The sequence below is a fragment of the uncultured Kriegella sp. genome (assembly GCF_963975415.1).
GTDB lineage: Bacteria > Bacteroidota > Bacteroidia > Flavobacteriales > Flavobacteriaceae > Kriegella.
Window position 1 is genome coordinate 1 of sequence record NZ_CAXBGN010000015.1, and the last position, 24,555, is coordinate 24,555.

Sequence of the window (24,555 nt, forward strand, 5' to 3'; positions counted from 1 at the left end):
AATCTTGACTGTGGTCACCATCAGCATCGATTACCGTAACAACTTGGGAATCATCTTCGCTATAATTCATATCATTGCAAGGCACAGCATTAAGTGCCAAGAAATAAAACGAAAGTATGATTGCTATAAATTTCACAGTACAAAGATAACAGAATTTTTGTGCAACTGTGTTGCAAAATTGGAATGTTCAAAAGTTGATTACACTATCCAAAGCATCATCAGCATCTTTGTGGATGAAATTTGCTTGGTAGCTTATTGTTGTTTTCAGGTCGCTGTGTCGGTAGAGTTTTTGCAGCATTTTAATTGGAATTTTGTCTTCGGATAGATTTCCAAAGCTGTGACGTGCAATGTGCATCGTTACTTTCTTTTTAACTTTTGCTTTCTTAGCAACTTCAACTAAGTATTTATTGAATTTTTTTGTAGCTGTTTTTGTCTTGGCATAAACATCCCTTGCATCGTCCAGGTCAGCCTTTTTCAATTCCGGAAAGACAAAATCGTTGTCGCTACGTTTTGTGCTCTTATAATATTCTAAGATGGATAACGCCTTTTCAGGAATCTTAAGAGAAAGCAATTTTGAATTTTTATTCATTCTATAATGCAATCTTTCGTCATAAATATCGGACCATCTTATTTCAAGAACGTCTGCGGCTCTAATACCTGCAAAATAAAAGCTGAATAACCAAATATTGCGAGCGTGGGTTTCACTATCTGTTAAGTTTTTTACAGTTTCAAAAGCCACTATATCTTTTTTATTGAGCCCGATTTTTTCAGTTTCTGGAAACTTAATCCTAACCTTATCTGAACCGAACGGATAAAGCTTTCTGTCCACTAAGTTCATTTTAATCGCCCTGTTGTAGATAGTTCTTATAACCACTAAGTTGTTTACTATGGACCTGTCAGAGAGCTTAAACTCTTTCTTTAAATAGATTTTGAATTTCCTTAAGAACTGCTCATCAATTTCGGGAAAAGTTAGTTGCTTACTTTTATTGAAGTTTATGACGTGATTCACACGAACTTTGTCTGCGGATAGTTGGGCAAGCTTATTATTTTCTTCAAGTTCAAAAAGAAAATCATTCGCTACATCATAAAAAGTACTTGATTTGGATTCGGAATAAAGAGACTCTTTAATCTGATTTGCTGAATAATCCTTTTTCTCAGACTGTAAATCCACAAGTGCTTTATTGACCTCTAATAATTTTGTTGCTAATAAATTATTCAATCTTACTGAATTGGTATTGGACTTTCTAACTCGCGATTTATTTTCATCCCAATCTTGTAAATCAATATAATGACCTATATAATGGTATGTAGATTTACGATTTTGAGTAATTCTTATTGCCAATGGGTACAGCCCTTCTTTATTTACCTTTTTTCTTACTACGATTTTTGCGTTCGATGCCATACTCTTAAAATTTAGATTATAAAGATAATCATTTTTGGTACAACATAGGTACAACAAATATTGATTTTAGATGATATTAAATGAAATCAATTAAAATTAAATTATTGTTAATCAATTGATTATAAGAGTAGTTAATGAATTTTGGTATTAAAATCGCTGGATTCAAAATCCAGTTCCTTTGGAGTGTGGGTTCGATTCCCACCTCGAGTACTAAGAACTCATCAAATTAAATCAAAACCCTATAAACCTCAATGTTTATAGGGTTTTTTATTTTCAGTGATATCATTTAATAGTATTTAAATTCAACCAAAAGGTGTCTAATTCGGTGGCACTAGTAATATTTAATTTAGTGCAACCGAATTGGTTTTAATTATCTTGTATTCAGTAGTTTATAAGCATGCTCTTTAAGATTTATTTTCTACATTTAAGTGTTTTAAACTTAAATAATCGTGCAAGATTTATTATCCATATTATTTTATATCAGAAAAAAGGGAACTAGCGACCCAACAATGGCCACTATCTATCTTAGAATAACAGTCAACGGGAAAAGAGCAGAAGTGAGTACTATGCACAAAGTACCACTGTCTAAATGGAATGCTAAGGCGAACAAAGTAATCGGTTATAGCATAGAAGCAAGACAATACAATAGACAACTAGATGTTATCAAAAACAGAGTATATGAAATTTATCAGAATCTGTCCAAGGATAATAGTAATATAATTTCTGCAAAAACAATACGTGATGAATACATTGGGGCTAATAAAAAACAGAAACTAATTTTAGAGTTATTTATTGAGCATAATTTGAGAATGGAAAGGTTATTGGGTAAAGATTTCTCTTACAGGACCCTTCAACGCTACAAAACAACTAAAAAGCATCTGGGGAAATTTATAGAGAATAACTATAATTTGAAAGATTTTGCAGTAAATAAAATAGATGTCATTTTCATTAACGCGTTCATCTATTTCTTAAAAACTGAGCAAAATCTTTCGCATAACTCTGCTTTAAAGTACATAGCTTATTTCAAGAAAATTATTAGAGTTGCTTATGCAAATGGATGGTTGGATAAGGACCCATTTTATAATTTTAAACTTCGACCAAATATTATTAACAAGGAATTTTTGAGTAACGATGAGCTTGCGAAACTCATACAAAGTGATTTTTATATTAAACGACTAGAGCATGTTAGAGATGTTTTTGTTTTTAGCTGTTATACGGGGCTTGCTTATGTTGATATTGAAAAACTTAAGGAAGATGATATTGTAATTGGGATTGATGGTGAGCGCTGGATAAAAGTGAATAGAACCAAGACCAAGACTTTGAGTAGTATTCCAATTTTACCTATTGCTGAGCAAATTATAAGTAAGTATTCGGGTCAAACTAAGTTTAATGGTAAACTTCTTCCTGTATTTAGCAACCAAAGAACAAATGGTTATCTCAAGGAAATAGCAAACTTAACGGGGATAAAGAAAAAGCTGACTTTCCATATGGCTAGACATACTTTTGCAACAACAGTAACCTTATCTAATGGAGTTCCACTAGAGTCAGTTAGCAAGATGCTAGGTCATAAATCATTGAAAACTACACAGCATTATGCAAAAATTTTAGATACTAAACTTTCAGAGGATATGAAAAAACTTAGAATAAGGTTTGATTATGAAAATATACACTCTCCTATAAACGGATATTTGAGTAGAGAAATTCACAGTACTAAATAGAAAGTAAATGTCCTACAAAAGGTCAATTAACGAAACTATTAAAAGAGACCAAGAAAAAAAACATCAATTATCCAGAAATTGTTTTTGTAATCCCATCCGTTAAAATGGCCCATTTTTGGGTTTGTACAATAGTATCATTAAGTCACTAGAAACCATTGGTCTTATTGCAATTAGCGGTATAGTTGAAAACTTTCTATTTCCCTAATAGACACAGTCAAGAGCCTTTTGTTTTAAATAAAAGCTCGTAATTATAGGTAAATTCTTAATATATCGAAAATGGTTATTCGGACTATTCTATAAAAATTGAGTGCTTATTATCTGGAACAATTCTAAACAAATTAGAATATCATTTATTTTTTGTTAAATAAATGACATATTACTATTTTAAAGCCTTGTAAAATAAATAACTAATAATTTATGGCAAACGTACTATGGTTACAAGGAGGAGCATGCAGTGGGAACACCATGTCCTTTTTGAACGCTGAAGAGCCAACAGTGGTTGAACTTATCACCGATTTCGGTTTAAACATTTTATGGCATCCAACAACTGGTTTACAGATCGGAGACCAAGTTCAAGATTTGTTAAAAGATATTCTTGACGGTAAAATCCAGATGGATATTTTTGTGTTCGAAGGCTCTATTATTCAGGGACCTGACAATACGGGTACTATGAATCTTTTTGCGGACCGTCCTATGAAGGACTGGATTGATGAACTTTCTAAAGTAGCAGGTTATGTAGTTGCTATTGGCGATTGTGCAACATGGGGAGGAATACCCGCAGTTGCTCCTAATCCAAGTGAATCAACGGGTTTCCAATTTCACAAAAAGAAAAAAGGTGGTTTCTTAGGACCCGATTTTGTTTCTAAAGGTGGTTTGCCAGTAATCAATATCCCTGGTTGCCCTGCGCACCCAGATTGGATTACTCAAATTCTTGTTGCTATTTCTGTCGGAAGAATTGGTGATGTTCTTATTGATGAATATCACAGACCAAAAACTTTCTTTACTGATTTCGTTCAAGATGGTTGTACCAACGTAACCAATTTTGCTCAAAAAGTGGATGGTGGCTTTGGTCGTCGAGGTGGATGTCTCTTTTATGAAGTAGGATGTAGAGGTCCAATGACTAGAGCAAGTTGTAATAATATTCTTTGGAATAGACAATCAAGTAAAACACGTTCTAACCATCCATGTCTGGGTTGTACTGAACCAGGATTTCCTCATAATGATCTTGCTAAGGGTAGTGTGTTGAAGACAATGAAGCATCTAGGAGTTTTTCCAAAAGAAGTTCCTGAAGGTAGAACTAAGTTAGCTTATTATTTGGAAGCTGGCTTTCAAAAGGTCATGCCAACTAATAAGAGAGTTATGGAAACTTCTAAATAAATAGAATTTAAAGAAAAGAAAATGTCAGTTACAGAATTAAATATTTCGCCTGTAGGTCGAGTTGAAGGTGATTTGGACGTAAAAGTATATATCGACAATGGCAAGGTTACTCGCGCACACACGCAAGCGGCAATGTTTAGAGGTTTCGAGAAAATTATGGAAGGTAAAGACCCGCAATCAGGACTCATTGTTACTCCTAGAATTTGTGGTATCTGTGGTGGTTCGCATTTGTACTGTGCATCATCAGCCTTAGATACTGCTTGGGGAACCAAGTTAAGTCCAAATGCGCTGTTATTAAGAGCTATTGGTCAGGCTACAGAAACTATTCAAAGTATTCCAAGATGGTTCTATGCTATTTTTGCTACAGATTTAGCAAATAAAAAATATGCAGATAAACCTTTGTATAAAGAAGTAGTAAAACGCTGGTCAGCTTATGTTGGTGAAACCTTTCAAATTGGTTTAACCGCTAGTGGTTTGCCAGTTCAAGTTTACGCTTTGTTTGGTGGACAATGGCCACATTCAAGTTATATGGTGCCAGGCGGTGTAATGTGTGCTCCTACTTTAAAGGATATCACAAGAGCACATGCCATTATGACTCAGTTTAAAAATGATTGGCTTGAGCCAGTTTGGTTGGGCTGTTCAATCGAGCGCTATTTAGAAATTAAATCATGGGATGATATGTTGGCTTGGGTTGATGAGAATGAGTCACATAAGAATAGTGATTTAGGATTGTTAATTAGAGCTGGTCAAGAATTCGGATTAGATAAATTCGGACAAGGTGTTGGCAAATTCTTGGCGACTGGAACGTATTTACACAAAGACCGATATAACAACCCTACAATTGAGGGGAGAAATGATGCCTTAATTTCATCTAGCGGATTCTTTGATGGCGAAAACTATCATGAATTTGACCATATGAAAGTAAGTGAGCATGTTAAGCACTCTTGGTATAATGACCAAGAAGATGGTTTACACCCATGGGACGAGCCATTACCAACACCCGCCAAGTCACAAACTTTACATGATAGTGACTTTGATGGTCAATATAGCTGGTCAAAAGCTCCTCGGTATGATGGTCACGCTGCAGAAGCAGGACCCTTGTCTAGAGTTATTATGAATGCTAATCCGAATAATAAAGACCATCAAATTAATGACCCTTTGTTTGGAGACATTATGAAAAAGCTCGGACCTAGTGTGTTTACTAGAGTACTGGCGAGAGTTCATGAAGCACCTAGATTATATAAATTTATTGAGCAATGGTTATCTGAAATTGATTTAGATGGCGAATTCTACATCAAACCTGTCGAAAAAGACGGTAAAGGTTTCGGTGCTACAGAAGCTGCTCGTGGTGCATTAGCCCATTGGATAGAAATTAAAGATGGTGTTATCAAAAACTATCAAGTAATGGCGCCAACAACATGGAATGTTGGTCCGCAAGATGGTAATGATAATCCAGGTCCTATAGAAGAGGCTTTATTGGGTACAACAATCGAAGACCCATTAGATCCAGTAGAAGTAGGTATCGTAGCACGCTCTTTTGATTCATGTTTGGTTTGTACTGTACATGCGCATGATGCAAAAACTGGCGTAGAGCTATCACGATTTAAACTATAACTTCTGACATATAGTTTTATATAGACTTTCCTGGGGGCAACCTCGGGAAAGTCTTTTACTTTAACAGGAAATTAAAAAGATATGAAGACGGCAATAATGGGGTTTGGAAATCCGGTGCGAAGTGATGATGCCATTGGTATTTATGTAATTGAGCAATTAAAAGAAAAACTACCTGTTTCTGAAGACATTAGCATATTTGATATGGGTACCGCTGCTTTTGAAGTGCTTTTCAGATTGAAAGGTCATGATAAAATAATTCTCGTAGACGGAGTTTTGAACAGCAATGAACCAGTAGGCACTTTATTTAAAGTACCTGCCGAAGAAGTTATGAAAGCACCACAAGACGACCCTCTGGTTTTTCTCCATGGAATGAAATGGGACCAAGCCTTATCTTATACCAAAAAGATTTTGCAAGACGAGTATCCAGAAGACATTCAGGTATACTTAGTGGCAATTGAAAACACAAAGTTAGAAATTGATATGAGTGATGGGGTAAAGGAAGCTGGAGATAAAGTGGTTCAACATATTCTAGAAGATTTAAATCTATCTATTCATACGTGAGTACAAAAATTACCCTAAAGACTTCCCATATCTATTTGGATAATGAATTGATTGAACCCATTTTTGGAGAAATTCATTACGCCTACGTCACCTATTTGGAAGAAAAAGGGACCATTTTAATTACTCCTGTTTCTAGTCAGTGGTTTGTTAAAATGTACAAACCGACTCAGTTTCTATTAAAATCGCGTAACTTAAAAGGAGATAAAACTCTAGCTATTCGTGAGATATTGATTGACAATGATTTAGACACGACAGATAGAGATTTAGAATATGAAATTATTGAAAAAACAAGTTTGATAAAAGTTAGTATTTAAGACTTAGCAAAATGTCGAAACAAAAGAGCGATTGGTTATTGGATGCGGAGGTACAATACAATGTTACACCAGTCAAAGGGCGTTGGGAAGTTTCTCTTATATTTATAAATACCAAAGACCCAAACCAAGTTTTAATTCAAACCATTGGGGATTACAGAACAGAACGCCTAGCCGAAATATATGGGAGAAGTATGCAGCAGACGGCAGCAAAAGACCCAAGAGGCACACAAAAAGTAGACAAAGATGCTTACGATATTAACAACAACTGATTCATATAAAGAAGTTCAGAAAGCAATTGCTTCTGTGGAACGTTTGGGTGAACTAGTTACTATAACTGAAGATTCGGAAACTATAAAGGACCTAAAAACCTTGGTAGTTGATTCCGATGAAATTACAGTTCCTTTAGATTGGTATGATTTAGAGCCTCCATATGTATTTCCCGCTAATCCATATAACAGAGAAAATTTACTTGCTTTGGTTTTTTATAAACTAGGAAATCAACAGAAAGCTTTTGAGTATGTCTCTGAAGAATATCCCATTTACCATCATCTTTTGATTGCAACACATTTGCAATTCGGGTATGAAATTTCGGCTGATATGATTGATTTTTGTTACAATACATCACCGCATAATAGTGCTATACTTAGTTATTATGGTAATGTCGAAAGTCAGCAAGACCATATGCAACTAAAAAAAGGATTTTTAGATGCATTGAGTAAGACAGAAAATGATGAAGTCAAAGTATTTTCAGCAAAACACTTTCTGAATCTATTACTAGATGCTGGAGAATTACAAGAAGCGAAACAATTAGCAGAAGAACAAAAAGCAATTGCCATTTCCGACGATGCAAAATTTGCAATGAATACTCATTTAGCTGGTATTTTGATGGTGCAATTACAAGTACCTTATAGTAACGAAGAGCTAGAAGAAGTTCATGAGTTACAATTACAGTCTATTGCCCATTTTGAGAGCAAAGGTTTAAAAGTTCAAGCAGGTATGTTATTGGTTGATGCTGCTGAGATTGCTAATTTCAAGGAAGATTTTATTGCCTCCAAAGAACTGATAAATAGAGCGATTCAATATTTTAAACAAGAAGATATTCCTGAATTTTTAGGAGAAGCAGGTTTCAAAAAAGCCATCCTTCTTTATACATGGTCAAAAAATGGTAGTCCGCAATATTACAAAGCAGCCATTAATGCTTTTCAAGATGTGCTAAAGGTTTTTAAACGAGATACACATCCCCAAAAATTTGCAGATGTGCATCATAACTTAGCGTTGATATATTCTGAAATTCCTGTGGGAGCAGAAGAAAAGCCAATGTGGACAGCCTTTTGTGCTTCATCGTTTAAAGAGGTTTTAGCTTTCTATAACAAAGAGCAGTATCCCTATGAATATGCCATGGCAAGTCATAACTACGCTACAGCGTTGATGCATTTTCCACCGGCGAAATTGCATGATAATTTGAAAAAATCATCAGGTCTTTTTCAAGAAGCGCTTGACATACGTACGGTAGAAACATATCCTTTTGAACGTGCTTTAACCTTAATGAATATGCTAGAATTAGGATGGTTAACACATAATGAGGATAGTTCTGATGAATTAAAAAAATACGAGGAAATGAAGTCGAAAGCTGAAGAGATCAAAACATTGGTCAAAGATGCTGATTTGATTTCACAAGCAAATGACCATTTAAAAGAATTAGAAAAAGTAAAAAGTTTAATTTAATGCACGAAACGTCTATTGTGAATAGCATTCTGAGAACCCTTGAACAGGAGTTTGAGACAGAGAAATTGAATAAGATGAAGACCATTCATCTAAAGGTTGGCATTCTCTCAAATATTGAACCCCGTTTGTTGTACAATGCATATGAGGCATCTCAAATGATGAATCCAGAGTACCATCATGTAAAGCTCAAAATAGAAATGACGGAGCTAAAAATAGAATGTGAAGTCTGTGACCATATAACTGATGTGAAAAATTATCGGTTTATATGTGACAACTGTGAAAGGCCCAGTAAGAATGTGATTCAAGGTGAAGAGATGCTAATTCATAAAGTTGAATTTGACGACTAGCCTTGGCGGCTGGTCAGTTTATAAAACTAAAAACTATAAGGTTTCTCAAATAGAAAAAGAAAATGGTAGATAAATCAACAAAAGCAGCACGTGGAACGGTGCAATGTGAAAACACTAATATTAATTTGCTTAAAGCAAATGATTTTGTGGCAGATATTATTAAGAAAGAAATGGCAAAGACCAATACTTTGCTAATCAATATAACATCTTCAGCGGGAAGTGGTAAAACCACTTTAATGCAGAAAACTGCTGAAAAGCTGAAAGACAAAATAAAGATTGCCGTTATGGTCGGCGATTTAGAAACTGAACGCGATGCAGACCGTATTCGTGAAACGGGAATTCAAGCTTTACAAATTGTCACTGGTGGGATTTGTCATTTAGAGGCGCAAATGATTCATCAGGTACTCGACCAATTCGATTTAGAAAATATTGATTTACTGTTTATTGAGAACGTTGGGAACTTGGTTTGTCCATCTTCTTTTGATTTAGGAGAAGACTATCGGGTAACACTCATGGCAACAACAGAGGGCGACGACAAACCAAAGAAATATCCAAAAATGTTTTTGACAAGTGATATGATGCTGGTTTCCAAAGCTGATTTATTACCCTATGTGCCTTTCTCTGTAGAGGCCGTAACAAAAGATGCACGCGAGGTAAATCATGAACTAGAGGTAATTCAAATTTCTTCGCTTTCTGAGGAGGGAGTTGATGAATGGTGTGATTGGTTACTAGAAAAAATCGAACAAAAGAAAGGATAATGCCTAAATGCTGCAAACCTTTCAGATTATAATTTCAGGACAAGTACAAGGCGTAGGTTTTCGTCCTTTTGTGTATGGGTTAGCGCGTAAAAATTTACTAAAAGGCTCGGTTTGCAATAATGCTGACGGTGTTCTAATCCATATAAATTCAACAGAAGAAAAGGCAAAAGAATTCTTGACTTTGATTCTTGATGGTGCGCCTGAAATTTCTGTTATTCAATCACATTCCATTTGTAAGGTTTCGCATGAGGCCTTTGATGATTTTGGAATTATTCCTTCGGAAATAAATAATCAAATTAATATTCCATTAACGCCAGACTTCGCCATTTGTGAGTCTTGCAAAGCAGAAATTAAAGACGCAGATAATCGTCGATATGGCTACGCGTTTACGACCTGTACCAATTGTGGCCCTCGATATGCGGTAACCACAAAATTTCCATTTGAAAGAACAAATACTACCGTTTCAGTGTTTAATATGTGTGAAACGTGTCAAACGGAATATGCCAACCCTATCGATAGGCGCTTTCACTCGCAAACTAATAGTTGTTCTGATTGCGGTATACAATTGAAACTAAGCGATTGTGAAGGTCGGCAACTCATCGGAAACCAAAATGAGCTTATCAAAAAAGCGGCAAACATACTTCGAAAAGGAAGCATTCTCGCTTTGAAAAACACCAATGGTTATTTACTTTGTTGCGATGCAAACAACAAAAAAACTATAGGAAAACTTAGAGAAAAAAAACAACGCCCTACAAAACCTTTTGCTCTACTTTATCCATCCATAAAAAAAATAAAGAATGATTTTCAACTAAGCCAGGTTGAAGAAGAAACACTATGTTCTGCTATAGCGCCTATTGTGATTCTAAATCCGAAAGACAAGATTCAAGACATAGAGCACCAAAGTATTGCGCCGAGATTAAATCAATTGGGAGTTATGCTTCCGTCTTCTGCTCTGCTTACGCTTTTGATGGTTGAACTTCAAATGCCCATCATTGCGACAAGTGGAAATATTCATGGTTCGCCCATTATTTCTGAAGAAACTGATGCTGAGAAAAAGCTATCTGGAATAGCCGATTATTTCTTGCATCATGATTTAGAAGTTTCTTTTCCTCAAGATGATTCTGTAGTTCGTTTTATTGGAGAGAATCAAGTTATTTTGCGGCGCTCTCGTGGATTAGCTCCTAATTATATAGGGACTATACAATCTTATAATGAGAAGGTTTTAGCTATGGGTGCTCATTTAAAAAGCACTTATGCCTTTGTACCTAATTCGCATACTTATGTGAGTCCGTATTTTGGAAATTTGGATAGTTACGACGTTTCAGAAAGGTTTGAAGAAAGTGTAAATCAATTCGAAAAGCTGTTTCAAACTCAAGCTGAAACTGTCTTAATCGATGCACACCCACAATATCAGAGTAGTATTTTGGGAAGAGAACTATCCGAAAGATGGAATGCCAATCTAATTTCTGTTCAACATCATAAAGCCCATTTTGCCAGTGTTTTGGGCGAACATGATTTATTTGAATCCGAAGAAAAAATATTGGGTGTTATTTGGGATGGTACCGGATTCGGAGAAGACCAAGCCATTTGGGGTGGCGAATTTTTCAATTGTGAAAACCATAAAATGGAAAGGCTGACTCACTTTGAATATTTTGACTGGCTGGCTGCCGACAAAATGGCAAAAGAACCGCGATTATCTTTATTGAGTGTACTTCCTGAAACTGAAAAAGAAGCCGTGAAATCCAAATTCTCTGAAACTGAATGGAGAATCTACGGTAAGATGCTAGTTAACAATAGCTTAAAAACTTCATCCGTTGGACGATTATTTGATGGGGTGGCATCTCTGTTAAATATTATTGACAAAACGACTTACGAGGGGGAAGCAGCAATGCTATTAGAAAATGAGGCTAGAAAGTATAAGGAAGATGCATTTGTTGATTTTCTAGAAAATGTTCAATGTGAAACCATTCCCACCAAAGTCCTTATTGAAAATATAATGCGAGCGCAAAGAGAAGAAATGGCTGTAGAAAGATTAGCGAACAGTTTCATCCATACTTTGGTCTTGATTATTTTAAAAGTAGCCATCAAAAATAATTACAAAACTATCGCTTGTAGTGGTGGTGTTTTTCAAAACTCAATTTTAATACAAAAGCTCTCGCAGCTATCCAAAAAACAAGGAATCAAATTAAAAATTAATCGTATATTGTCTAGTAACGACGAGAACATTTCGTTCGGCCAGCTGTGTTATTATCAGCATATAAAAAATTGAAGTATGTGTTTAGCAATTCCAGGGAAAATTAAGAGTATCGAAATGCAATATGACGGTAGGGTTAGAATGGCCAAAGTATTATTTGGCGGTATAATGAAAGAAGCTAGTTTAGAGATGTTACCTGATGCTGATATTGATGATTATGTCTTAGTACATGTTGGGGTTGCGATTAGTAAAGTAAATGAAGAGGAAGCGCAAAAAACTTTCAAATATCTTGAAGAAATTGGCGAATTAGGAGATCTCACTGATGTGGATGAATACTTACCAAAAACCAACTAAAACGTACTATTATGAAGTACATGTCAGAATACCGCGACCCAGATTTAGCAAAAAAATATTTAGAGGAAATAAAAAACACGGTTTCTAGGCCTTGGTCTATCATGGAGGTTTGTGGCGGACAAACACATAGTCTCGTTAAAAACGGAATCATTGAAATGTTACCTGATTCGGTTACTATGATTCATGGTCCGGGTTGCCCTGTTTGTGTAACCCCTTTAAACTTGATTGACAAAGCGGTTTATCTTGCATCCGAAAAAGGAGTAATTCTATGTTCTTTTGGAGATATGTTACGAGTGCCAGGATCTCAAAAAAGTCTTTTGGAGGCCAAAGCAGAAGGTGCTGATGTACGTATTTTATATTCCCCGTTAGAAGCCGTTAAAATTGCTGAAGATAATCCTGATAAAGAAGTAGTGTTCTTTGCTGTTGGTTTTGAAACTACCGCACCTGCAAATGCCTTGTCTGTAGTTCATGCACATCGTAGAGGCGTGAAAAATTACTCGATTTTAGCATCCCATGTACTAGTGCCACCCGCAATAAAAGCAGTTATTGATGATGAAGAAAGTAAGATTGATGGATTCTTAGCAGCGGGACATGTTTGTACAATAATGGGCAACACTGAATATCACCCATTATCTGCTGAATATAAAGTACCTATTGTAGTTACTGGATTTGAACCTTTAGATGTGCTACAAGGCATTTTAATGGTTATTAGACAGTTAGAGCAGAGCAAATCAATAGTTGAAAATCAATATGCTAGAATCGTTCGCGAAGACGGAAATCCCGATGCGCAGAAAGTCATTGATGAAGTTTTTGAAGTACGTAATCAAATGTGGCGGGGTATTGGCGAAATTCCAGATAGCGGTTATGCTGTTAGAGAGAAATATGCTGATTTCGATGCTACCAAAAAATATAATGTTACCATAGAAGAGGCGCCAGAAAATCCGGATTGTATTTCGGGTCAAATAATGAAAGGAATTAAAAAACCTTTTGAGTGTTCTCAATTTGGAAAAACCTGTAAACCTACCAATCCACTTGGTGCACCAATGGTCAGTAGTGAAGGAGCTTGTGCTGCCTACTATCATTTTTCGGGACTGGTTGAAGCTTAATCACTTTTAAATGTCGGAAAACAACAAAATTCGCATGCAGCTGCAATGCCCCATGCCCAAACTTGACTTTGATGTCATCACCCTAGGTCATGGAAGTGGTGGCGTATTAACCAATAAACTACTAGATAGTGGTGTTTTCGAGTTGCTAAGCAATGATATTTTGGATGAACGTCATGATGGTGCCTTTTTAGAGTTGAATGGTAAAACGGCTTTTTCTACGGATAGCTTTTTAGTTTCCCCAATATTTTTCCCAGGTGGAAATATTGGAGAGCTGGCTGTTAACGGAACTGTTAATGATTTAGCCATGTGCGGTGCAATACCCAAATACTTATCCTTAAGTTTTATTATCGAAGAAGGACTTCCAGTAAAGGAGTTCTGGGATATTTTAGTAGCCATTAAATTCGCTTGTGAAAAGGCAGGAGTAAAAATCGTAACAGGAGATACTAAGGTGGTTGAAAAAGGGAAAGGAGATAAAATTTTTATAAACACTTCTGGAGTTGGTCCAATTCATCCAAAGGCAAAAATAAGTGCTAAAAACATTTCAATAGGTGATAAAATAATTATTAGTGGAAATGTTGCTTCTCATGGCATGACGATTATGTCCGTCCGTGAAGGTTTAGAATTTGAATCAGAAATTAAAAGTGACACCACCAATTTGAATCATACTATTCTAAATTTGATAGAACAATTTGGTGAAAATATTCATCTATTGACCGACCCGACGCGTGGAGGAGTTGCAACTGTACTAAAAGAAATCGCTCAATCTTCTGAAATAGGAATTGACTTAGTACAAAGAGATTTTCCTATCGATGATCAAGTTGCAAGTGCCTGTGAATTATTAGGTTTAGACCCTTTGTATGTAGCAAACGAAGGGCTTTTTATTGCTTTTGTTTCTGCTTCGAACGCCGACGCTGTTCTGGCGGCTTTGCAGGAAGAAGAAAATGGAAAAAATGCAAGAATTATTGGGAGCGTGGTTACCGAACATCCAAAACAAGTTATTATGGAAAGTGCTATTGGTGGTAAACGCGTGATAAGTATGTTGCCAGGAGAACAATTACCAAGAATTTGCTAATATGAACTTCGAAACCCTCGGCAAACAGGTTACAAATTCACGTATTTTTAAAGGTTCAAAGCAAATGCCTTTTTTGGCCCCAAGAGGAGTTTTTGTGGCAAAAAATCTTCTTTTTGTTTCAGATACGGGACGCAATCGTGTTTTTATATGGAAGGGAATACCAACTTCTGAACACCAAGAACCTGATATAGTTTTAGGGCAATCAGATGTATCAAAAACAGGACGAAATTCTGGTGGAGATGTAACTGCAAATACCTTGCAATATCCCTCGGGAATATGGAGTGATGGTAAAATTCTAGTCGTTGGTGACGCATGGAATCATCGTGTATTAATTTGGCACACCATACCAACAGAAAACGGACAAGCAGCAGATGTTGTTTTGGGGCAGCCAGATTTCGCATCTAATCAACCCAATGTAACTGGTATTGGCAATGACCCTTCAGCACAGACCTTAAACTGGCCCTATGGTGTTTTTTCTGATGGAGAACGTTTATGGATAGCTGATACAGGAAATAGACGCATTTTGTATTACAACGCTATTCCTATAGAAAATTATGCTGCTGCAGATAAAGTTATAGGCAAACCTACATTTACTACTAGAGATTATAATAATGACGAACCTATTTGGCCGTACTCCGTAAAAATTAATGGTAAGGGGCAAATGGCAGTTGCTGACACTCAATTCTATCGCGTTTTAGTGTGGAATAATAATGAAGATGCATTTTTAAAACCTGCCGATATTATAATTGGTCAAGATAACTTTGATGCATGTGGGCAAAATCAGTTTAGACTTGCCCCTGAGGGAAACACCATGAATTGGACATATGATGCTTGTTTTTATAAAGATGGTATTCTGATAAATGATACGGGTAACAGTAGAATTTTAAAGTTTGATGAAATACCAACTAAAAACAACCCTTCTGCAAATGCCCTAATTGGTCGTGAAGATTTTATAACTAGTAGTGAGTTTAAAGGTAATATGCACGGCACTGATAGTGCAATTTATTGGCCGTTCTCAATAATTACTCAAGGAGACACTTTATTTATTGCCGATACTGGAAATCATCGTTTGGTAATCACGGAGCTAATACCTTAGATGCTAAGGTGCAACCAATAAACACCTATTACAATAGCAAAAAGTCCACCTGTAATGCGGACTGTTGTAAAAATAGATGCACTCTTTTGTCCTTTCGAAAAACTGGCTATTTTTCCCAATAAATAGGTGTAAATAGCCATTGCCAAGACAGTTCCTATACCGAAACCTATAATATATTGAATACTGTCTAGCCGATTTTCAAAACCCAAAACTGGAAGCAAAAGGATAAAATGTGCTATTCCAGCTAATCCGTGAAGTACGCCTATTCCAAAAGAAGACCATAAATTTTGTTTCAGTTTTTTATCATGGGTATGAGAATGTTCTAATGTATTAGTTTCATGATTGTGTTCATGAACATGAATATAGGGTTCATTTCCATCATGAACATGCGGATGCTTATGATTTTTACTTTTGTAAAAAATGCTAAATAGCGCCCAGAGACCAACAGCAATTAACACAAATCCAACCAACTGCTCGCTATGTTCAGATATCTTTTCTAATGGAATATATTCTTTAAACAAAAGGAATAGCAACCCAATTAATAGCATTCCAGCTAAATGCCCAAAACCCCAAAATAAGCCTATTTTCCATACTTTACGTCTAGTTTCAATAGCCAAAGGAGTTACTGCGGCCAAATGGTCAGGGCCTGAAACAACGTGTAAGACAGAGGCAGCTAGACCAGCGAATAATGAAAAATTAATCATAAGTAGTAATTCGGAGTCAATGTAGTGAATTATTGTAAAAATTTTAAGAAGGTTATTGATAAAATAAACGAATACATCTAATTGAATTTTAATAACATGTCAGGTGCTAAATTTATATATACTAGAATATCGTTCCGCCACATTCCTTTACATTTCCCCAAAAAAGGGCCTCATTACAAGAAAAGCGGTTCACTACACTATCTTGAACCCAGTCGCAGAAAAAGCGACAGCATTCGCCCAGCAAAAAGAATACCACAACCTATTTCTTCACAAAATTTAAAATTCTGCCCGAGACGAACTGCATAACCGTTCGCCCGCTCACTTTTATAAGTTCTTACTCGCACAAAATTTTAGTGTTGGTTACAGAAAAGGTAACGGCGATGGCGCTATGGGAAGTAAGTGAATTGAATCGCAATCGGTATCATTTCGCTATAAATAAAATCGGTAATTATATGGCAACATAGAATTCAATATCAAAAGAAAAGGAAAACGCTCAAGATATAATAAGTAAGTGTTTAATGCCATTCTGACAACTATTTGACATCATGCTAACTCAAATTATATGGCTTCTATTTTGATGGTAATTATAGTATTGGAATTCTTGAATAGGCTTTTCGATACAAGGTAAGAAGTTTGGAATCCCTGAAATAAAATGAAGGGATGGAAGAGCAAGAGGGTAACCTGCTGGCGCAAGGTTACGTTTGTTAATTATCTAAATATCAGTCGGTTATTCATTTCGAAAAACATAATAAAGCACCTTTTGTGGATTAAAAACACTATAACCCGCTGACTATCAATCAAAATTTGATTAAAAAATGGATAAAAGTTTTAAAAATGAGGGGTTTTCAAACATCAAGATTAAAAACTCCATTGCTATAAAGTTTAGGTCATTTGCTCTTAAAAATAAAGAGTCTAATAGTATGACTTTAGACCAGATGCTTGAGTTTTTTGAAAAGCACCAACTTTCACCTAATGATAAAATTCCAAATCACTTAATTCAAGTAGAAAAGCAGATTTTGAAGAGAATAAATGCAGTGATAGCTATTCTAAAAGATATTGAAAAGACGCAAACCAAACCTACACTAGGTATGCTACAAGCACTTTTTACAGCCGACGAGAAAGAGAATAAATCTCCAATGTTCGTAGAAAAAAAGAGAAGCCAAAGGACTTTAGAGGAAGAACTAAAACTTTGGGAAAAATCTAATGAATTTGAATAACGGGGTAAGAACAAGAGATATGGAAAATGTAAATTATATAAAACACTTGAATGCTGTCTTTGAGCGCTTTAATAGTGATGAACGAATTAAACAAGGACACATAACACTCTATTTGGCATTCTTTCAAAAGTGGAATCGTGAGTTTTTCAAAAAGACCTTGACAATTAATCGAGAACTTGTCATGGATTGTGCAAAAATCAAGTCAAAAACTACGTACCATAATTACCTCAAAGATTTAGATGAATGGGAGTATTTAAAATACTATCCGTCCTACCATCCAGCTCGCGGTTCAAAAATCAAGATGTTCATATTTGGTACAAGTCTTAGTACACAGCAGGTCCAGAATATGGCCAACAGCGTCCCAGAACCAGGCCAAAAAATGGTACCTTCTTATAAACTTAAAACAAAAGAAAACTCTTTTAAACGGCACCCACTAAAATTTAATGAAAAAGAAGTTTTGCTTTTCTTTAAAAAAAACAATTGGGAGGAGGTTGAAGCGAGAAAATTTTATACCTACATAAAATCAAAAAAGTGGAAAACGGACAATTGGCAAATAATAGCTAAAATTTTTGCAAAAAATAATTTTGAATTAAAAGAACCTGAGCGGGCAAGTCCAATTTCTGGCTATGTAAATCGAATGAGTCAAATGAGAGATAAAAATTATAAGGAGCCACTATAGTCTTTTTTATACTATGACGGAATAAACTCTATTTGTAGTGGTTTGGTTTTATTTATTAGAGAGAAAACATAAAATATTGTTAAAGGTGGCAGATTCGGTTGCACTCCAATTATTACCCTTTTGAAAGCCTATGTATACTAAGCTATTGGAAAAAAAGAGCACTCCCACCTCGAGTACAAATAGAAACCCTGTTAATCATCTGATTTTCAGGGTTTTTTTATTTTTGATAATATGCCTGAATATATGCCTCTGTTCTTACTTTCGGAACATAGGTGAACTGCTGCCGGGTACATAGTTTCTTCCTCTTTTTAGTGTATGTACTTGTGTCTTTGAGTGATTGCTTGTCGCGTATATCGTGTTTAGCTGCGGCAAAACTGCTTTCTTGAACATAGGCTCATTTTTTTTGATTATTTTTGGAGTAACCCGCCTATTGTTCGTCTAGTCCTTAGGTTGAATTCAGAAGATTTATGAAAAAATTATTCCTTGCATTGATTGCCTTTGTTTTGTTCTGTAGTCATGATATGTACCTTAAGCTTGATACTTATTTTCTCAAGCCAAACACCTCGGCGACTATTCAATTGTTCAACGGAACCTTTGACAAGAGTGAAAATGTTATTGATCGCGATCGCATGATAGATGCAAGCTTGGTGGACAATGGCAACCGCGCTAAAATAAATCTGGATCAATGGAGCGAAAAAGACAGCATAACCATATTAAGTTTCAGAACGGGGGAATCTGGTACAGGTGTAGCCGGTATTTCAACTGCTCCTAGAACTATTGAAATGACCGCAACGGATTTCAATAAATACCTTGAGCATGATGGTGTACTTGATATGTTGGATTGGCGCCGTAAAAATGATGCCCTTGAGGTCGATGCAGCTGAAAAATATTCCAAACACGTTAAAGCCATCTTTCAAGTTGGCGACAAAAAAACAGAGGACTGGCAAACTATTCTGGGCTATCCCATTGAATTTGTACCTCTGAAAAATCCTTATGATTTGCACACTGGAGATGAGCTGCAAGTCAAGTTACTTTATCATGGGGAACCATTGGCCAACCAATTGGTGTATGCCAATTATAAAGAAACAGGTCATGGTCACAGTCACGACGACGAACAGGAAAACACCAAGGAACACGGCCATACCCATAATAAAGACAAAACTAACGAAACAAAGCAAGCCCATAGTCATAGCGAAGACCATGATAAGAGCGAAGAACATGGACACAGTCATAGCTCGGAGGGTGATAATGTTGGGAAACATGACCATAGTCACGGCGAAGGGCACAGTGCCAATGGGGAACATGGCCATAGCCATAGTAATGAAAATGGTGAAACCGAAGAAGACCATCAGCACACTTCGGGCACACAACTTCGAACAGATGACAATGGAAATTTAACTGTAAAACTCACCGCTGATGGAATCTGGTATTTACGAACCATTAACCTTGTGCAATCTGAAGAACCTGAATTGACCCATGAATCGAACTGGGCTACCCTGACCTTTGAAGTGGTACATGGGCATGATGAGACTACCCATACTCACGTCGATGACCACGAAGAAGGAATTTCTTCATATGTATATTGGATCGGCAGTCTTATACTGCTATTAGGATTGTTTTTTTGGTTTAATCGGAAGCGTTAAATGGATCGATCAAAATTAAGACTTCTCGTAACTTCCGTATTTTTCGTTTGTCCGCTTTTGCTTGCCGCACATGGGGTCAGTTCTTCAGATCAGGAGGTTTTGAATAATGGGGGACTGTTGTCATACATATACGTTGGGGCCAAACATATGGTTACAGGATACGACCATTTGCTGTTTTTGGCGGGTGTCATCTTTTATTTAAGCGGATTTAAGGACATTGTACGTTTTATTACCGTATTTACGGTAGGGCACAGTATTACTTTAATCGGAGCGACTTATTTGGGCATTGCTGCAAATGAACATTTGATCGATGCCGTAATTGCCCTAAGTGTCTTATATAAAGGATTTGAAAATTTAGGGGGATTTGAAAAACACTTAAAGATAAAATCGCCGAATTTATTATTGATGGTTTTTATTTTTGGTTTGATTCATGGCTTTGGGCTATCTACCAGATTGCAGTCTTTTGAAGTCGGAACCGTACAGTTCCTGGCAAAAATAATTAGTTTCAATGTTGGCGTTGAACTGGGCCAAATCTTGGCATTGATACCTATTGTATTCATTATCACTAAATGGCAGTCTAAGAAAAGCTATGATGCTTTTTATAAGGCTGCAAACTATTATTTGGTAATTGCAGGAATAGGGCTGTTCATCTATCAAATCTATGGTTATTTATACGGCCACTAGTTGTGCGCCCTATTGACTAAAGGTGAATTTCGAATATATTTTTGTCGGGTTTTACTATCGCTGTGCAAATCATGTTTTTCATTTGGTTTTTACTTTACCCCAAATATCTCGGTGAATTATTCAAGTCTTTTTGTTGTAGTTTATGCTCTGGTCAAGTAACTTTAGGGGCTGGATTTGATATCCACAAGTATGATGCTGAAACAACTTATTCCAGTACTGGCTCTGATAATGCTTTTAAAGCCCGTTTGGCCTTTGGCGGAATATATGTTGAACTATGACTACATTGTCGAAAATCTATGTGAGAATAGGGCACAACCAATGCTCAATTGTAATGGAAAGTGCTATTTGGCCAAAAAATTGGCAGAAGAATCAGGGGAGGAAGAGCAGAATCCGTTCAATAGTGAAATTTCTAAGTTTGAAATACCGATTATCGACTGGATGGGTGAACAGTATAGATCATTATCCTATTTTGATTTTGTAGTCAATAATCACAAAAGGTATGCTAATATGACCTCCAATTTATTTGCTACCGATATTTTACATCCTCCACGATTTTCTTGATACTTACATTTTTTAGAACTACTTTCATTTATGAAGTGTTTCATACGAATGGCGCATATGCTATATGCATAAACTGTACAATCATAGCTTTTTGTAGACTTGTTCTAATTGGTGTTCTAAATCAGATCAGATTATTTTTTAATTAACGATTAATAGTACCTGTTAGCTATATGAACCAGCGTAACATCCGATACTGAAAAAAGAGATAAGATTTGCCGCAACTTTCATTTTGTTCCAACGGTTTCTATTGACTTAAAACTAATTTTACATGAATATTCTTAACGTGTGTATAGGGAGCATTGCTCCTTTCACATCATATTTAAAATTCAGGGTAATAATACTATTGCTACTGGGTTTCGCGCTTTTTAAGGCAAGTGCAAATACACTTGAAACCAAAACTTTAATTATTCAGCAACATAGCCTAAATGGGATTATACTCGGCGAATCAGGAGAGGCCCTTGCAGGGGCTAATATTGTGGAAAAGGGAACTGCCAATGGAACCTTGACCGATTTCGATGGTAATTTTCTATTGAATGTCGCCCCCGATGCTATTTTGGTAGTTTCTTACTTGGGCTATACAACACAGGAGGTTCCGGTAAACGAACAGAGCACCATTACGATTACATTATTGGAAGATGCCACCGGTTTAGATGAAGTTGTTGTTACGGCATACGGAACTTCCAACAAAAGGAGTTTCACCGGTTCGGCAGCGAAAGTGGCGAACGAAACCTTGTCAAGGACCGCCTCGGCAAGTTTCGAAACTGCATTACAAGGCAACGTTTCAGGAGTTAATGTGTATACCACAGGCCAGCCCGGTGGTAGTTCGAATGTTCAAATAAGGGGCGTTGGCTCTATAAACGGGTTAACCCAACCTTTATATGTTTTAGATGGAGTGGTAATAAATTCTGATAATAATTCTAGAATCGGGGGCAATGGTGCTGTTACGAACATAAACCCCCTTTCTACGATGAATTCTGCCGATATTGAGAGTATTACCGTTCTAAAGGATGCCGCCGCCGCATCATTATATGGTTCAAGGGCAGCCAACGGAGTCGTTGTTATCACTACCAAAAAGGGAAAAAATGGAGAAACCGAACTCACTTTTAGCACAGAATTCGGCCTAACCCATAATTTGACCGAAGAAGAAACCATAACGAACCACCAGTTTAAAGAACTTTGGCAAGAAGGGCAGCTGCACCAATATATTCAGAACAACGAAAATGGGGAATTTACAAGGGTTTATGGTGACAGTAATTTATATGCCAACTATCAAAGCTTGGCAAAGAGCGATTATGAATCTATTTATGGCACTACCGATGTCAATTCAGACTGGCTTGATGCCATTTATAGAACGGGCTCCAATCAAAAGTATGGTCTTTCGGCAAGGGGTGGCAATGAAAAAACAAAATTCTATATATCAGGAGATTATTTAGCTCAGGAAGGAACAATTATCGAGTCTGACTATAAGCGGTATTCCGGTAGAATCAATTTAGAAAATAAAGCCAAGGATTGGCTCACCTTGGGGGCCAATCTATCGGTAGCCAAGTCGGAACGTAACACAGGGCAATATGATGGTTCATATGCTGGCGGATTAAATCCCTTATATATGGCTCGTGTTTTACCTCAGGCCGCACCTATCTATGATGCTAACGGTTACGAAGGTATTGCAGACCTGCCCAACGATATTGAGAAAAACGCCAACCCTATCGGCGTCATTAAGGTCGGACAATATTTAAATAACGAATTTAGGGTGAGGGGCGATGTTTTTGCCGATTTTGCCTTGCTCAAAGGCCTAAGGTTTAAAACCACATTTGGCATTGACCACCAAACCAATGAAGAATCGCTCTATGACAATAAAGAGTTTGGTGCAGGTGGTGGTGTATGGAATGGGGTATTGTACGTTTCCCAAGGGGAGGTATTTCAACATACTTCTTCTAATCTGCTTACCTATAATAAGCAAATAAACAAGCATGGTTTTGGGGGGCTATTGGGGTTTGAGTCACAGGTTTCAAAAATGAAATCCATAAGAAATTCTGGTTATGATATTTTAGATAGTGAGTTATTATCGTCTAGTAGTATAGGGTCGTTGTGGTCATGGTCGGGGTATTCCGAAAATTATGCCCTGCTCTCCTACTTTTCAAGGTTCAACTATAACTATGATCAAAAATATTATTTATCGGCAAGTTATCGAAGAGATGGTTCTTCCCGCTTCGGAAAAGATACACGCTGGGGTGATTTCTGGTCTGTGTCAGGGGGGTGGATTGCCACTGAAGAAGATTTTATCGACCTCGAATCATTAAATTATTTAAAGTTAAGAGCTAGTTATGGTACCAATGGCAACCTACCCCCGGAGTACTATGCAGCATTGGCATTTTTTAATACCGATGGTAAGGGTTATGGCGGGGAATCAGGACTGTCTTACGGGCAATTGGCCAACCCAGACCTTTCTTGGGAGTTGAGCAATAACTTTAACGTAGGGTTTGATGCGGTCGTTTTTGACAAGTTGAACCTAACCTTGGAATACTTCTCAAAAAATACACAAGACTTATTATTGAATATTCCTGTTACCGCAACTACCGGATTTAGTAGTCAACTACAGAACTTCGGTGAAATGAAAAACACTGGCTGGGAGTTGGATTTGGGGTACACGCCTATTTCCTCTGCAGTTTTTTCTTGGAATACAAAGATAAACCTTACGATGCTCTCCAACGAAATAACCAAATTAAAGGGAGATTTGGTGCCTAGCTATAGTTCGCAGTACGGCCAGGATCCCACGATTATTAAAGTCGGGGAAAGCTTAAACTCTTTTTATTTAAGGGATTATGCAGGGGTAAATAGTGCCACGGGTTTGGCTGAATATTATATTTTGGAAGATGGTGAACGTACAGGTGAACTGACTACCGATGCCGAGATTGCCGGTTTTGGTATTTTCGGTACGGCGCTGCAAGATATTCAAGGCGGTTTCTATAATCAACTGAGTTATAAAGATTTTAGTTTAGACTTCCTTTTTACTTTTGGTGTAGGCGGTGAAGCGTATGATCGAACCGCATTCAAAAGAGATGATGATGGGTTCGCACCACAGTTCACCAATACAACTGCTCAATTGAATCCTTGGAATCCAAACAATGTAGATTCCAATGTGCCGATAAGAATCAATGGAAACACAACTTTTTCCAATGATGTATCTACAAGGCATTTGTACAACGCAGATTACCTTAAGTTAAGAAATCTCAAGTTGAGCTATAACTTGCCTCAATACAAATTGATCCAGGGTGGGGCGGTATATATTCAAGGAGACAATTTGTTACTATTTACCGAATTGAACGATTATGATCCAGAGGCGATAGCCAACGGTGTCAACTTTTTTCAAATGCCTACGGCTACAAGCTTAGTAATAGGATTACAATTAAAATTTTAAACGGTTATAAA

General features: G+C 36.6%; 23 protein-coding genes. 20 read left to right on the plus strand and 3 right to left on the minus strand.

Annotated features, from left to right (window positions below):
• Together AACZ88_RS21675 and AACZ88_RS21680 are read right to left on the minus strand one after the other, a co-directional pair.
• The coding region (locus tag AACZ88_RS21675; protein WP_339715411.1) for a DUF6660 family protein at window positions 1–136 on the minus strand (136 nt) is incomplete at its 3' end.
• A 51-nt stretch (window positions 137–187) separates the two neighbouring features.
• Window positions 188–1,402: a site-specific integrase gene (locus AACZ88_RS21680; RefSeq protein WP_339715137.1), complete on the minus strand. Its 1,215-nt coding sequence runs from the start codon at window positions 1,400–1,402 to the stop codon at window positions 188–190.
• 449 nt (window positions 1,403–1,851) lie between these two features.
• Here AACZ88_RS21680 and AACZ88_RS21685 point away from each other — a divergent pair, with 449 nt between their 5' ends.
• The 14 genes from AACZ88_RS21685 to AACZ88_RS21750 all read left to right on the plus strand — a co-directional run bounded on the left by AACZ88_RS21685 (window position 1,852) and on the right by AACZ88_RS21750 (window position 15,638).
• Window positions 1,852–3,120, plus strand: a complete 1,269-nt coding sequence (locus tag AACZ88_RS21685) for a site-specific integrase (protein ID WP_339715140.1) — start codon at window positions 1,852–1,854, stop codon at window positions 3,118–3,120.
• 417 nt (window positions 3,121–3,537) lie between these two features.
• The gene (locus tag AACZ88_RS21690) at window positions 3,538–4,497 is read left to right on the plus strand and encodes a hypothetical protein (protein WP_339715143.1); all 960 of its coding nucleotides are present in this window, start codon (window positions 3,538–3,540) and stop codon (window positions 4,495–4,497) included.
• Window positions 4,498–4,518: 21 nt separating this feature from the next.
• Window positions 4,519–6,111, plus strand: a complete 1,593-nt coding sequence (locus tag AACZ88_RS21695; protein WP_339715146.1) for a nickel-dependent hydrogenase large subunit — start codon at window positions 4,519–4,521, stop codon at window positions 6,109–6,111.
• A gap of 81 nt (window positions 6,112–6,192) precedes the next feature.
• Window positions 6,193–6,672: a hydrogenase maturation protease gene (locus AACZ88_RS21700; protein ID WP_339715149.1), complete on the plus strand. Its 480-nt coding sequence runs from the start codon at window positions 6,193–6,195 to the stop codon at window positions 6,670–6,672.
• A complete protein-coding gene (locus AACZ88_RS21705; protein WP_339715151.1) occupies window positions 6,669–6,986 on the plus strand; it encodes a hypothetical protein in 318 nt (105 codons plus the stop codon). The genes AACZ88_RS21700 and AACZ88_RS21705 overlap by 4 nt, the downstream gene beginning before the upstream one ends.
• A gap of 11 nt (window positions 6,987–6,997) precedes the next feature.
• On the plus strand, window positions 6,998–7,255 hold the full coding sequence (locus AACZ88_RS21710; protein WP_339715153.1) for a hypothetical protein: 258 nt from the start codon (window positions 6,998–7,000) through the stop codon (window positions 7,253–7,255).
• Window positions 7,230–8,711: a hypothetical protein gene (locus AACZ88_RS21715; RefSeq protein ID WP_339715156.1), complete on the plus strand. Its 1,482-nt coding sequence runs from the start codon at window positions 7,230–7,232 to the stop codon at window positions 8,709–8,711. Before AACZ88_RS21710 ends, AACZ88_RS21715 begins: the two co-directional genes overlap by 26 nt.
• A complete protein-coding gene (locus AACZ88_RS21720) occupies window positions 8,711–9,058 on the plus strand; it encodes a hydrogenase maturation nickel metallochaperone HypA (RefSeq protein ID WP_339715159.1) in 348 nt (115 codons plus the stop codon). Before AACZ88_RS21715 ends, AACZ88_RS21720 begins: the two co-directional genes overlap by 1 nt.
• Before the next feature lie 62 nt (window positions 9,059–9,120).
• Window positions 9,121–9,816, plus strand: a complete 696-nt coding sequence (hypB, locus tag AACZ88_RS21725) for a hydrogenase nickel incorporation protein HypB (RefSeq protein ID WP_339715162.1) — start codon at window positions 9,121–9,123, stop codon at window positions 9,814–9,816.
• Window positions 9,817–9,823: 7 nt separating this feature from the next.
• Entirely contained in the window at window positions 9,824–12,085 is a 2,262-nt protein-coding gene (gene hypF / locus AACZ88_RS21730) for a carbamoyltransferase HypF (protein ID WP_339715164.1), read from the plus strand.
• 3 nt (window positions 12,086–12,088) lie between these two features.
• The gene (locus AACZ88_RS21735) at window positions 12,089–12,364 is read left to right on the plus strand and encodes a HypC/HybG/HupF family hydrogenase formation chaperone (protein ID WP_339715167.1); all 276 of its coding nucleotides are present in this window, start codon (window positions 12,089–12,091) and stop codon (window positions 12,362–12,364) included.
• An 11-nt stretch (window positions 12,365–12,375) separates the two neighbouring features.
• Entirely contained in the window at window positions 12,376–13,470 is a 1,095-nt protein-coding gene (hypD, locus tag AACZ88_RS21740) for a hydrogenase formation protein HypD (RefSeq protein WP_339715170.1), read from the plus strand.
• Between the two features lie 10 nt (window positions 13,471–13,480).
• Complete coding sequence (hypE, locus tag AACZ88_RS21745) at window positions 13,481–14,542, plus strand: hydrogenase expression/formation protein HypE (RefSeq protein WP_339715172.1); 1,062 nt, start codon at window positions 13,481–13,483, stop codon at window positions 14,540–14,542.
• A gap of 1 nt (window position 14,543) precedes the next feature.
• Window positions 14,544–15,638 carry a hypothetical protein gene (locus AACZ88_RS21750; protein ID WP_339715175.1) on the plus strand — a complete coding sequence of 365 codons (1,095 nt, stop codon included), beginning with the start codon at window positions 14,544–14,546 and terminating at the stop codon, window positions 15,636–15,638.
• Here the strand turns inward: AACZ88_RS21750 and AACZ88_RS21755 are convergent.
• Entirely contained in the window at window positions 15,635–16,342 is a 708-nt protein-coding gene (locus tag AACZ88_RS21755; RefSeq protein WP_339715178.1) for a sulfite exporter TauE/SafE family protein, read from the minus strand. The two genes, AACZ88_RS21750 and AACZ88_RS21755, sit on opposite strands and share 4 nt — an antisense overlap.
• An 815-nt stretch (window positions 16,343–17,157) precedes the next feature.
• On the opposite strand from AACZ88_RS21755, the gene AACZ88_RS21760 reads away from it, so the two are divergent.
• The 6 genes from AACZ88_RS21760 to AACZ88_RS21785 all read left to right on the plus strand — a co-directional run bounded on the left by AACZ88_RS21760 (window position 17,158) and on the right by AACZ88_RS21785 (window position 24,544).
• Window positions 17,158–17,559 (plus strand): BfmA/BtgA family mobilization protein, encoded by a 402-nt coding sequence (locus tag AACZ88_RS21760; RefSeq protein ID WP_339715181.1) that lies wholly within the window; start codon window positions 17,158–17,160, stop codon window positions 17,557–17,559.
• A gap of 19 nt (window positions 17,560–17,578) precedes the next feature.
• Window positions 17,579–18,238, plus strand: a complete 660-nt coding sequence (locus AACZ88_RS21765; protein WP_339715184.1) for a hypothetical protein — start codon at window positions 17,579–17,581, stop codon at window positions 18,236–18,238.
• A 467-nt stretch (window positions 18,239–18,705) separates the two neighbouring features.
• Complete coding sequence (locus AACZ88_RS21770) at window positions 18,706–19,881, plus strand: DUF4198 domain-containing protein (RefSeq protein WP_339715187.1); 1,176 nt, start codon at window positions 18,706–18,708, stop codon at window positions 19,879–19,881.
• A complete protein-coding gene (locus AACZ88_RS21775; protein WP_339715190.1) occupies window positions 19,882–20,565 on the plus strand; it encodes a HupE/UreJ family protein in 684 nt (227 codons plus the stop codon).
• A 189-nt stretch (window positions 20,566–20,754) separates the two neighbouring features.
• Window positions 20,755–21,126 (plus strand): hypothetical protein, encoded by a 372-nt coding sequence (locus tag AACZ88_RS21780; RefSeq protein WP_339715193.1) that lies wholly within the window; start codon window positions 20,755–20,757, stop codon window positions 21,124–21,126.
• A 268-nt stretch (window positions 21,127–21,394) separates the two neighbouring features.
• Entirely contained in the window at window positions 21,395–24,544 is a 3,150-nt protein-coding gene (locus AACZ88_RS21785; RefSeq protein ID WP_339715196.1) for a TonB-dependent receptor, read from the plus strand.
• Window positions 24,545–24,555 lie beyond the last annotated feature (11 nt).